Source organism: Bacteroidota bacterium (assembly GCA_016183775.1).
Lineage (GTDB): Bacteria > Bacteroidota > Bacteroidia > JABDFU01 > JABDFU01 > JABDFU01.
The window spans coordinates 1-13,729 of sequence record JACPDY010000159.1 but is presented as its reverse complement, the minus strand read 5'-3'; the positions used below and the strand labels follow the sequence as shown (position 1 = coordinate 13,729).

Annotated in this window: 3 protein-coding genes; all 3 read right to left on the bottom strand. The window is 41.3% G+C overall.

The genetic code is table 11. From position 1 onward, the window contains the following. Positions 1–132: 132 nt before the first annotated feature. Positions 133–3,891: an OmpA family protein gene (locus HYU69_17340; GenBank protein MBI2272107.1), complete on the bottom strand. Its 3,759-nt coding sequence runs from the start codon at positions 3,889–3,891 to the stop codon at positions 133–135. Positions 3,892–3,903: 12 nt separating this feature from the next. Continuing rightward, a complete protein-coding gene (locus tag HYU69_17335) occupies positions 3,904–4,899 on the bottom strand; it encodes a PorP/SprF family type IX secretion system membrane protein (protein MBI2272106.1) in 996 nt (331 codons plus the stop codon). A 19-nt stretch (positions 4,900–4,918) separates the two neighbouring features. After that, a partial coding sequence (locus HYU69_17330) for a PKD domain-containing protein (GenBank protein MBI2272105.1) occupies positions 4,919–13,729 on the bottom strand: 8,811 nt, incomplete at its 5' end.

The window sequence follows — 13,729 nt, the reverse complement described above, 5'->3', positions numbered from 1 at the left end:
TTAAAACACTATTGCCTGAAAAGCAAAAATATAACCAGTATCAACAAAAAAGCTCCGGTTATTAACAATCGGAGCGTTTTGAAACAGAAAATTTTATTGCGATTTATTGACCGAAGAGATTACAGGAAATCCCTATTTAGTTCCCAAAACAATTTTCATCTCCACCCTTCGGTTCAGGTTTCTACCTTCTGTATTATCCGATTTATCAGGATTTTCGTTAGGTGCCACGGGATGACTTTCTCCCTTATAATCAAGACTCATCCTCTTTTTATTTATTCCGTTTAAAGTAAGATATGTTGAAACAGCCATTGCTCTCTTTTTCGATAATATAAGGTTGTAGGTATCGCTGCCCTTTGAATCAGTATAACCGGTAATTTTTACTTTATGGGCACTGTATTGCAGAAGATATATGATAAGCTTATCTAATTGCGAATTACTTTCTTTACTTAATTCATATTTATTGAATTCAAATAATATATTACTGAACGCAGGAAGGTCAATTGGGTTACCCGGGGATATTTCTGTATTGTTTTCAGCTAATGTATTATCCTGCGAATTTATATGCTGCCGCATATTGTTTGTATCATTTGAATTAGTTGCCGTACGGGTAAGATCATTTTTTTCTGAATTATTGTTATTAACGGTGAGAGCAGTTGTAGTTGTATTAGCTGTAGTATTATTTAGTTTCCGCTCTGTAAAATGAGCTTTTGCAAGCATACTTGCTGTTATACTTTTGTTTTTACCGGCAAGAGAATCGAGTATTCTTATTTGTTTTTTGCTTATAGTGATCCTTCCTGATGTATCGGCGTTGCTGTTTGTTAGTATACTTCCATTCGCATATTCCACGATCACACCAAAGGTTGTTTTACTCAGTAAAGTACCGGTGATTCTTTTGTTTGTTTTTGCCAGCGAGTCTAATATATGAAGTTGATGTTCGGTGAATGCGGTTTCGTCTGCGGCATAGTTTGTTTCCTGGATCAGAATATTTCTATGAGAAGCACGCGGGTCCCTTGCGCTAAAATTCACCTTATTTAAAGCATAAAGGGTGATGCTTTCATCAACTTTTGCAAGCGAATCCAGGATCCGAATCTGCTGGTCGGTCAAACCGATAGATGAAATTTCATTTTTTGATATATTATTCTTGTCGGAAACATTTTGACCATCCGAAATAAAGTTTGTATTACTAAGATCACTGATAGTTATCTGCTTTTTAGCTTTAGCCAATGAATCCAAAATAACAAGCTGCCGGTCGGAAAGCATGTCAGTTAAATTAAGTGAATTGTCTGTTGTATTCGTCGTGTTGTTCTGAAAAGCATTAACTCTTTTACTGATGATAGCTGCGGAAAGGGTTTCCTTTACTTTAGTAAGCGAATCCAGCTTATGGAATTGCTGGCTGGTGAGCATACCTTCAGTCAGATCAAACTTTTTTTCCTCCACCACTATAATGTCACCCGGTAAGGCAGCAGGCTCAATGGTTGCAAAATTTGTCTGATCCAGGGATGCCGAGGTAATACTTCTGTTGGTCTTCGCAAGTGAATCCAGAATATGGAGTTGCTCGCTCGTCAGCGCGCTTTCCGTTACTTCGAACTTATTGCTTTGAGATGCGGGTCCGGATACAGTGTCGGATTTATCAGGCACAACAAAATTCGTTTTACTGAGGGCTTCAACTGTAATGCTTCCATTGGCTTTTGCCACAGAGTCCAATATTTGTAACTGCTGACTTGTTAATGTTTTTGGAGTTTTTACGTTTTTAACCGGAGAGCTGGTTAGCAAAACAGGTTGATTTGCATTGAAAAATTTAGTTTTATTCAGCGCGGCTGTGGTAATTTTTCCGTTTACTTTAGCAATCGAATCTAATATGTAAAGTTGTTGCATAGAAATACCGGGTTCAATTATTTTATGATCAATTCTCTGCGCAATATTTTCATTTAACAGAATATCTTTATTTAAATTGGCAAAATTTGTCTGGCCAACTGTAATTGCTGTAATTGCTCCGTTTACTCTTGCAATAGAATCAAGTATACTTAGTTGGTCTGCACTGATCTGTTTGCCTCTGAAATCAGCCCGGAGGAGCATTTCGGCGGTTATTTTTCTATTGCTTTTGGCAATGGAATCAAGCAGGTTAAGTTGCTTACGATTAAGGTTTATTGCAGCCAGGTCTTTATTGCTGTTAACGACTTTATCAACTGCAATGGCAGTTATATTATGGTCGGCTCTTGCGATAGAATCCAGTTTTTTAATATCGGATAAACGAAACGGTAATTCGCCGAAACTTGTTTTGCTGATCGCTTTTCCTGATATTTTTCCGTTTTTCCTTGCCAGCGAATCCAAAATATGCAGTTGCCTTGCATTAATATAAGCCAGAGGATTCTTGCTTATTTTTTGATTCAGTGCAACAATAGTTGCATTGACCGAATCATCGTAAGTGATCTTTTTAAAATCAACATTCAGGCTTTTTAATGCGCTATCACTTTCCGTATTTTCGAAATCAATAAAATATATGTCTTTTTCACCTTTACCATTTTCTTTGAAAGAGGAATAGTAGCCATGCTTCATATCATCTGTGACCACAAAGGAAAAATCATCATCTACATCATTGATCGGGTAGCCGAGGTTTTTGGGTTTTGCCCAGGCTCCATTCTCATAATCACATACGAAAATATCATAGCCACCTAATGAATTATGTCCTTTTGAACTGAAGAATAATGCCTTGGTATATGGATGAACATATATCCGGTCTTCGTCAAAAGATGTGTTGATGTCCGGGCCAAGATTAGCAGGCTTGCTCCATTTGCCTTCTGCATCAAGTGCTGACATGTAAATATCTCTTCCTCCTTCACCCCCGGGCCGGTCGGAGACAAAATAGAGTGTTTTTCCATCAACCGATAGGCAGGCGGATGATTCATGAAATTCGGAGTTGATTTCTTTGATGTTACTTAATTTTGACCAGCGACCTTTCAACTCTGACAAAAAGATATCGCCTCCGTTAGCATCCCTGTATATGAACATTTTTGTTCCATCGAATGAAAGTCCGGTTATGGCATCATTTGTTTTTTTATTTATACCACGCATGGGTCGGGCTTTGCCCCATTTGCCGTTTCTCTTGTGTGAAACATAAATGTCTTCGTAAAACTGCCCGTCTTTTTCAGCCCGTCCTCCACCTTTTGTAGTCGGTCTTCTTGTAGTATAGTAGAGATCCGATTCATCCAGGCTTATAAAAGGGTCATATTCAGCATAAGGTGAGTTAATGGAATCACCCATGTTAAGTAATTTTACTTTTACAGGGTTTTTGTAAAATTTAAGAAAATTCCTGCATTCATCAATTTTTTTATAAGCTTCACCAATGTCCTTTTCCTGGAGACGGGATAATTCAGCGATCTCTAACGGAGCTCCTTTTGTTTCAGGCTTTAATTCTTTTTTGACTTCGAGAATATATTTTTTGTATTCTTCGATTGCGCGTTCAGGATTATGATTAACCTGGTAGGCCTTTCCAAGATAGAATCTTATTTTTGGGTCGATTTTTTTGCCGGTACCAATGAGTGCCTTCTCCAGGTATAGGATTGACCTGGATTTAAACTTATTTATATTAAGATAGCAATAGCCCACCTTAAAATTCAGTAAAGAGTTATCCGGACTTATCTCAAGAGCTTTGAAGTATTCCTCCAGAGCCTGTTCATATTTTAGCGGACCCAGGGAGAAGATGAAATCTCCGCGCTTTACGTATTTGATTGATTTTTCAGAAAGATCATTGTCAAAACTAATTAACTCGGTTTTAAATTTTGAAACAACGGTATCTTTCTTTTGAGCAAAAAGACTATGCCCCCCAGTAAAAAGCAGTATCACTGACAGGTAAATATAAAAGGAGCTCTTGATCTGTTCCGGTTTTTTCAAATCTTACAAAGTTTAAAAGCTTGGAACATAATTTCCGTTTTCTTTCATATATATTATTGATATTTCAAAGGCTCCTCTTCCGCGCGTGTATGTGGAAAGTGCCGAGGTGTTAATATCATAGCTCATCCGCAAAGCATATTCCTTGTAAACTACAGCTGTTTGAATGATGAAAGCGTCTTTATACCTGTAAAATGTTCCCAATTGAAGATGAGTGTTATACTCCACCAGCAAATAATCTCCCATGATACCGATATTCATTTCGCGGACATTTGTCTGCTGCATATATAAAAGAGATGGTTCAACTCTGATCGTTTCGTTTATTTTTATTTTAGAACCTCCGTTTACTAAAAACCTGACGGGCATCCTGTTATTTACCCCAAAAAAAGACTCTTTGGGTACCGTAAGATGGAAAGCTGAAATGCCCATGTAAGGATTTAGCTTTCTTTCTTTATCCGTATTGAAATAATAAACCCCGAAGTTAACATCAGGTAAGAAATAGGAGGTAGATTGAAAATTCTCCAGGCTCGAAATATTCTGGTCAAAGCCCCCGCTTATCATTGAATATTGGTTGTCAAAGGTAAGCCGTGACACGTCAATACTCTTATTGATAAAGCCAACCTGCAAACCGGTTGCAAGATGATGGATCTCCATAGGGTCAGATGTAACTTCATAGGCGCAGGATAAAGCAAATGAAGTTGTTTTCATATTCCCGCTTCCGGCTTTATTGTTCATAATACTTATGCCATATCCGAATTTTTTACCTGGTATATCGAATGACGCAGCCTGGTTTACAAAAGGATTTTTCAATAGTGAGCTCCACTGGGTCCTGTAATTAAGCTGCCCCCTGTAATTACCTTTAAACATAGCGGTCATAGCAGGATTTAGCAACATAGGAGATGAGTTGAATTGCGATATATGATTATCCTGTTGTGCAAATGCAGAAGAGGATAATACCAAACCAAGGAATACTGATCCCCGGTTCACACAATATCTGATCTTTTTAACCATAGACAGTTGTTTTAAGTGTTTACCTCAGCAACGTTACGTCCCCGTATTTTTCATATACCTTACCATCCAGTGTGATCGCATACAACGTGTATACATAGACTGTGGCAGGCTGCATCATTCCGTTCTTTGTTCCATCCCATCCTATATTCTGGTTATTGGAAACAAAGAGGAGTTCGCCCCATTCATTATAAATTTTCAATTCCAGTTCTTTAACAGGTCCGCCTCTTACTTTCAGCACATCATTTTCTCCATCTCCGTTAGGTGTAAAAGCAAGCGGAAGCACCACAGGAGTAATATCGTGCAATGTAATATATTGGCTCAATGTATCACTGCATCCAAACTGACTAATAACGATTTGTGTAACTTTTATTTCTCCGGAGACACCATAGGAATGAGAAGTGTTTTGTGTAACAGCACTGCTACCATCACCGAAGTTCCAGTTCCAACTGAAAGCCCCGGTTGAATTATCAGTAAAGTTGACCACCTCCAGAACACTTGGAGTCGGATTGCCGATTATGAAATCAGCAATAGGATTTGGGTGAACAACAAAGATACTAATGAGTGTATCGGAATATCCTTTGGCCGTTGTAATAATCAATGTAACGGTATAAGTTCCCGGATAAGAATAGAAATGTTTCGGACTTTGAGCAGCACTTGTGTCTCCGTCTCCAAAATTCCAAAGCCAGCTAATGATCGTATCCGCGGGCGCTACAGTTGAGTTGTCATTAAATGTAGTTCCCTGGATCTGACAGTTCCCCACCGGGCTGAATGTTGCAGTTGCCGCGCTTGAAATAACCACTTTGCTGATTGTGTCTTTGCAGCCATTGTCTGATGTCACAATTAATGTTACTATGTAAGATCCGGCTATATTATAGGTGTGTGATGGATCTTGAGATGTGTTTTGAGTTGTGCCATCCCCGAAATCCCATACCCAACCGGCAATACTTCCGCTCGTTATGGTTGTAGTATCATTGAAATTAATAAGCTGACTTCCTGAGTTAGTATTATAAGTGAAGTTCGCATTTGGCTTTGGATATACTATTGCTGTATTTACTATTGTATCCTTACATCCTTTTGAAGTTGTAACAATAAGTGTAACGGTGTAGCTTCCTCCTATAGCATATTGATGGGTTGGGTTCTGTAAACCTGACGTGTTTCCATCTCCAAAATTCCATAACCAGGTGCCAATAACATCGTTTTTCACGTTACTGGTATCGGTGAATGCAACTCCTGAATAACTGCACGCTGAGGTATATGTAAATCCGCTTTTAACTGAATTGATCGAGATCGTTTTTGAAATTGAGTCACTGCAACCTGTACCTGATGTTACGACTAATTTAACGGCGTAGTCGCCGGTGGCGCTATAACTATGGGTAGGATTCTGTATAGATGAATTTGTGCCATCTCCAAAGTCCCATTTCCAGCTCGTGATAACGCCGGGAGAAACAGTTGAGGTATCTGTGAATGTTACATTAAGGCTATTGCAATTGGCAGTGAATGAATATCCGGCGGTTGGTGTAGGAGAAATAGTCACTTTTACACTGTCAGTTATTTCCGCACAACCATTTGTGGATTTTAGAATTACATACACAGATCCGCTTGCAATGTCAGCCGCGCTTGCAGTGTATGTTGCATTTAAAGATGCTGCGCCCGGACTAAATGTTCCTGTTCCTGTAGTTGACCACAGACCTGTAGTGGTACCTCCATTAATATTTCCCGTTAATGATGCAACAGGATTTTGATTACAGATATTCTGATCCGCGCCGGCAATAACAACTATTGGTTTTGATGTCCATATTATTCTGACAGTATCACTCTCCGGTAAGCAGCTTCCGTTGGAAGTGGACGTAAGCACTAAAGTAACCGCACCTCCGGTGGTATCGGAAATGCTTGGAATATAAATAGGGTTAAGTGTAGTGGTATCAGGAAAGAAGATTCCGCTTCCGGATGTTTTCCATACACCTGTACTGGAGCCTCCGGATACGCTTCCATTTAAGAATACATTGAAACTGTCGTAACATACATTTTGATCAGGACCCGCATCAACAATTGGTTTTGGAGCAATGTTAACAATAAGCGTATCAGTTACAGCATTGCATAATCCATTTCCTGTAGTAGTAGCTATTAATATTGATTTTCCTATCGCAATTTCGCTGGCAGAAGGGGTATAGCTTGGGTTTGATATGGTATTATTGGGATTGTATGTGCCGGTTCCGATTGAAGACCATGAAACACCGGTTGCGGTGGTTATATCACTATTGAGAGATATAACAGGATTGTTGGCACAAACTCCTGAAGGAGTACTTGCCGTAATTGTTGGAGCAGGAGTGATGGTGACTTTAATAGTATCGGTTCTCACAACGCAAGCAAAGGTTGAAGTAAGAATTAAATCTACAGTATGTAAAGTTGTATCTGAATTTCCGAATACATAATTAGCATTAAGGGTTGTATCACCAGGCAGGAAATATCCTGAACCTGTTGTACTCCATTTGCCTGTTGAACTGCCGCCTATTACAGAGCCATTAAGAGGAACCCGGGCATTTGCACAAGCCATTTGGTCGCCTCCTGCGCCAACTATAGGTATAGTAGTGATCTTAACATTCATTGTGTCTTTTACGGCAATGCATGATCCGTTGTCGCTTGAAGTGAGAATGATCGAGAATGTTTTAGCAATACTATCGGCCGGGCTAATAGTATAAACCGCGTTGAGCGCAGAATCGTTTGGTGTAAAATAACCGGTACCGGTTGAACTCCACTTTCCTTTTGTAGCACCCCCATTAACAGTACCACTCAATGAAACAGTTGCTGTACCAAAGCAAATTGTCTGATCAGAACCTGCATTTACATTAGGAGCGTCAGTTATTGTCACTACTAATGTATCTGTTATTGCGCAGGCATTAGTTGAAGTAAGTATCAGTTTTATGATGCCGCTTGCAGTATCTGCTGCATCAGGAGTATATACCGCATTCAATGTGGTTAAATCAGGAGTAAATGTTCCACTTCCGGTGCTCGACCAGATTCCGGTTCCGGAAACACTGGATATGGTTCCGTTCAGAGCTATGGAGGTATTGTTAGCACAAACAGTTACATCTGTCCCGGCATTTACTTTTGGCAGCGGAGTGATGTTAATTACTACTGTATCGTTTACAGGAGTACAGGTTCCGTTATTAGAAGAGGTAAGGATAAGTTTAACAATTCCGGTGGTTGTATCAGTCACACTTGGTGTGTACACGCCATTAAGTGTTGTATTATTAGGTGCAAATACGCCGGTTCCGGTTGTGGTCCAAATCCCGGAAGTTGATCCCGCGGAAACAGTTCCAGCTAAACTTACCGCATTCCCACTGCAAATAAACTGATCGGGACCTGCATTAACAATTGGTGCATCTGATATGGATATTTTCATAGAGTCAACAACGCTTAAACAGGTGCCATTGTTAGTTGATGTCAGAGTAAGTATAATATTGCCCGAGGAGGTGTCGGCTGATGAAGGGATATAAGATGCATTTAATACTGAGGCATTGGGTGTAAATATTCCTGTGCCTGAAGATGTCCAGGTGCCAGTTGTAGCACCACCGGAGACACTACCATTTAATGTAATTGTTGCATTGTTTCCACAAAGACTTGTGTCACGGCCTGCATAAACAAATGGAGCATCAGTTATTGTAACAACAAGAGTATCATATGTGCTAAGGCAAGTACTGAAGTTGTCAGACGCCAGTATTAATTTGATAATACCTGCCGCTGTATCAGCATTACTGAATTTATAAGTAGCATTTAATGATTGATTGCTCGGGAAGAATGTTCCACTTCCTGTTGAAGTCCATTTTCCGGTCCCGCTACCCCCCGTTATAGAACCATTTATTGAAACCGGTGAATTGGCGCACACAATTTGATCAGCGCCTGCATTTACTTTTGGTGCAGGAACAAAATTTAAAGTCAACATGTCGGATACAACAAGACAGTTGCCATTATTGGTAGATGTAAGGGTAAGATCAACGCTTCCATTGAGTGTATCAGCAGAACTTGGTGTGTAAATGGCATTTAATGTTGAGTCGTTCGGAGAGAATATTCCGGTACCGGACGTAGTCCATTTTCCGGTTGTTGTTCCACCGCTAATGGTTCCATTAATTGAGACCAATGGGTTGTTGATACAGAATGTTTGATCTGGGCCGGCATTTACGATCGGAGCAGGGGTGATCGTTATTTCCAATGTGTCACTATTCACACAACCTCCGGAAGAAGTAAGTGTAAGGAAAACATTTCCGGAAGATTTATCAATGGCGCTCGGATTATAAGTGGCATTTAAGCTGGAGTTATTAGGTGTAAATGTTCCGCTGCCATCAGACGACCATGTACCGGAAGTTGAACTTCCGCTGATCGATCCGCTAAGGTTTATCAAAGAATTATTTGCACATACAATTTTATCAGGTCCTGCATTTACAACCGGTTTCGATTTGAATGTTATGGTCGCTATATCGGTAACAGCGTTGCATGGGCCATTGTTTATAGAAGTAAGCGCAAGAATTACAGATCCCGCTGTAGTGTCTGCAGTGCTCGGAATATACACTGCATTTAAAGTTGAATCGTTTGGAGAGAAACTTCCGGAACCTGTTGTGCTCCATTTGCCCTGCGAGGCACCTCCTGTTACTGAACCATTCAGTGTAACTGTTGAAGTTTTGCACACCGATTGATCAACCCCTGCGTTAACTTTCGGTTTTTTGATAATAGTAATATTCACTGTATCTATTGCTGCAAAGCAATTGCCATTGTTGGTTGACGCAAGAATTATTTTAACATTTCCTGAAGCCGTATCAGCTGATCCGGGAGAATAGGTGACATTTAAGGAAGTCTGGCTTGGAATAAATGTTCCGTCACCGAGCGTGAACCATTTTCCTGTTGTGGTACTTCCGGAAACGGTACCGGTAAGGTTAACATTAGCGTTATTTGCACAAACAGTTTTGTCAACACCTGCATTAACTGCAGGGGAAGGGGTAAGCGTGTAAACAACTGAATCAGATGTATTGACGCAGGCATTGGTTGAAGTTAAGATCAGTTTAACGCTTCCTGCAAGTCCGTCTGCCGCACTTGTACTATAAGTTGCATTTAGTGTAGTGTTGTCAGGTGTGAAAATTCCTGTTCCGTTTGTCGTCCAGATACCGGTGGTGGTACCCCCGGAGATATTTCCTTGTAATGGGATGTTGGCATTGTTTGCGCAGAATGTAAAGTCCTTTCCGGCATATACAGTAGGCGGATTACTCATCGATAATTTAATTGTATCGCGAACAACATTACAATTGCCGAAGTTAGTAGCCGTTAATACCAGGGTAACTTTGCCGGCTATACTGTCGGCGAAGCTGAAGTTGTACGTTGCATTGAGAGTAGAGTCGTTTGGTGTAAATGTTCCGCTTCCGTTGCTTGTCCACTTTCCTTTCGTAGCTCCCATAGTTACATTACCATTCAGCAATGCATGCAAATTATTTGAACATAAATTCATATCGGGTCCGGCATTCACTACCGGTGCAGGAGTGATCGTAACTGTTAATGAACTTGTAGCAGGGCAGGTGTTGGTAGCAGTAAGAATCAATGTGACAGAACCGCTTGTTATGTCGGCTGCATCCGGAATATATGTGGCATTTAGTGTGGTTGCGTTTGGAGTGAATGAACCTGTGCCTGTTGTGCTCCAGATTCCGGTAGTTGCACTGCCTGAAACAGAGCCATTGAGTACAACAGCAGAATTATTTGCGCAAACGGTTTGATCAGCTCCGGCTATGACAGTTGGTAATGGTGTAAACGTAATTTTCAGGGTATCATATGAAATGGCACAAGGCCCGTTATTTGTGCTTTCCAGGAAGAAATTGATCGTTCCTGCAACGGTATCAGCAGTTGATGGTATATAGCTTGCCGTTAATGTAGTGTTATTGGGATTGAACGTTCCGGTTCCATTGGTTGTCCAAATTCCTGTACCACTTCCACCGCTAACTGATCCTGCCAGCGCAACATTATTCCCTTTACATACAAATTGATCAGCACCTGCATTTGCAATTGGGGAAGGCATTAATGTAACAATGATAGAGTCTTTGCCGGCAGGGCAGCTTCCGTTGTTGGTTGATAGAAGTTTTAAAATTACACTTCCGGCGGTTTTATCGGCTACGCTGAATGTGTAAGTGGCATTCAGAGAACTTGCGCCGGGGGCGAAAGTTCCGCTACCGCTACTTACCCATTGGCCGGTACTTGTTGTTCCTGAAACAACTCCATTCAGCGAAATAGTATTTGCAGTTGCGCAAAGAGTTGTGTTGGTACCTGCATTAACAATTGGTCCTGGAGTAACAGTGATCTTTACGGTATCTGTTTCAACAATACATCCGGAACCACCTGTAGATGACAGAACAAGATTTACTGTTTTAATAGTTGTATCACCAGAACTTAAGTTGTAAGTACCATTTAAAGTGCTGGCTCCGGGAGTGAACGTTCCTGAACCTAAAGTTGACCATAATCCTGTGCCGGCGCCACCGGTTACTGATCCCGCAAGCTGAACAGAACTATTTACGCAAACAATTTGATCGGGGCCTGCAACAACAACCGGAGATGGTGTATAATTGATCTTCATTGTGTCCCTGACAAGAATACACGTTCCATTATTTGTTGAAGTAAGTATAAGTGTTACGGAACCTGCAGATGTATCGGCAGTGCTGGGTGTGTAAGTGGCATTTAGAGTTGTGTTATTTGGAGTAAAAATTCCTGTTCCGCTTGAGGTCCATATACCTGTGGTCGTTCCACCACTTATTGTTCCGGATAATGTAACTGCAGCATTATTTTTACATGCGAACTTATCGGTTCCTGCATCGACATGAATGGCATCAGATATTGTTACAGTCATTGATGCTGAATTAGGACATAGACCTGACGAGGTCAGGGTGAGGGTGACTGTTCCTGCAGCAGTATCAGCACTACTTGGAATGTATTTTCCATTTAATGAAGTTGTATTCGGTTTGAAAAGCCCCGTTCCGCTTGTTGTCCATGTTCCGGTTCCCGGAGATTCGGTTATATTTCCCGCCAATTGAACAGTATCGTTATTAGCGCAAACGGTTTGATTAACACCAGGATTGACTGTCGGAACATGTTTTAAATTAATTTTCACCGTATCAGTCACAGCAGTGCAACCTCCGTTGAATGTTGAGGTAAGTACAAGTTTTACGCTTCCAGCGCTGGTGTCTGCAGATGAAGGTGTATATACAGCATTGAGTAATGTCGCATTATCAAACGAACCACTACCCATACTTGACCAGATTCCGGTTCCGGATCCGTCTATGATGCTTCCTGCAAGATTCGCCGTACTATTTCCGCAAATAGTCTGATCAGGACCGGCATTGGCTGTAGGAGCCTTGGTTATAGTTAATATTAAAGTGCTGTTTACCGTACCGCATGATCCATTATTGGTTGAAGTAAATGTAATCGTAATGGCTCCGGATGCTATATCTGAAGGACTTGGTGTATATGTTGCTCCCGGAGTTGTATTGTTGGGTGTGAATGTTCCGGTTCCGCTGCTGCTCCAGATTCCAGTTGTGGTTCCCCCTGCTACACTTCCGTTTAGAGTGATAGTTGCATTATTTGCGCATACCGATTGGTTAGATCCTGCAGTAACATATATGCCTGGGTTAATAGTAACTTTCATAGTGTCTGTTACTGCAACACATGTTCCATTACCTGTTGTAGTTAACACCAATGTAACTGTACCGGCAGTTGTATCAGCTCCACTTGGTTTATAGGTGGCGTTAAGCGTATTGGCATCCGGAACAAATGTTCCTGTTCCGCTGCTTGTCCATATGGCACCGGTGGCGGTCGTAACTGATCCTGCAAGGAGAACATCGGATGCATGTGCGCAAACAGTTTGGTCGACCCCTGCATTTGCTGTAGGTTTTGGAGTAATTGTTATTACCATGCTATCTGTTGCAGGAGAACACAGGCCATTTCCGGTTGATGTAAGAGTAAGTGTTACTATGCCTGCTGTAATATCTGCTGCACTTGCTGTGTAAGTGGCGTTCAATGTTGTATTGCCCGGTGCGAATGTTCCACTTCCATTCGTATTCCACTGTCCTCCTGTTGCCCCTGTATAACTTCCGGAAAGAGTTGCAATGGCATTGTTCGAACATATGGATTGATCACTACCTGCGTTAACTGTCGGAGCATCCTGGAAGCTGATGATCATCATATCATTTACGGCATTACAGGTTCCATTCCCTGTTGTAGTTAATGTTAATGTCACTGAGCCCAATGTGGTATCAGACGAACTTGGAATATAGGTTGCTGTTAAAGTGTTTGGGTTGGGATTGAATGTTCCGGATCCATTGCTGCTCCAAATACCTCCGGTGGCAATGCTTACCAGGCCGGAAAGAAGGACACCCGGAGAATTGGCACAAACAACCTGGTCTATGTTTGCATTAGCTTTTGGTGCCGGAGTGAATGTAACTTTCATCGTATCACTTACAGCGCTGCACAGACCATTTCCGGTAGTTGTTAATATAAGGGTAATGCTTCCTGATGATGTGTCGGCAGGACTTGCGGTATAAATGGCATTTAATAACGTTGCATTATCAAAAGTACCTGTGCCCGAACTTGTCCATGTGCCGCCGGTTGCTGTTGTTATTGATCCTGATAAGTTTACTGTTGCATTATTCGAACATACAATTTGATCAATTCCCGCAACCGCAGTAGGAGCGGGATCAATTGTAATAACCATCGCATCGGAAGTGGCGGCGCAAGGTCCGGCCCCGTCCGGGTCGTTGGTAGTAAGAGTGAGGGTAACCGTACCCGCGGTAATATCCGCAGCACT

What these genes read in the sequence shown, in the direction of transcription:
- HYU69_17335 (MBI2272106.1), bottom strand. Translation starts at nt 4,899, where the DNA reads ATGGTTAAAAAGATCAGATATTGTGTGAACCGGGGATCAGTATTCCTT.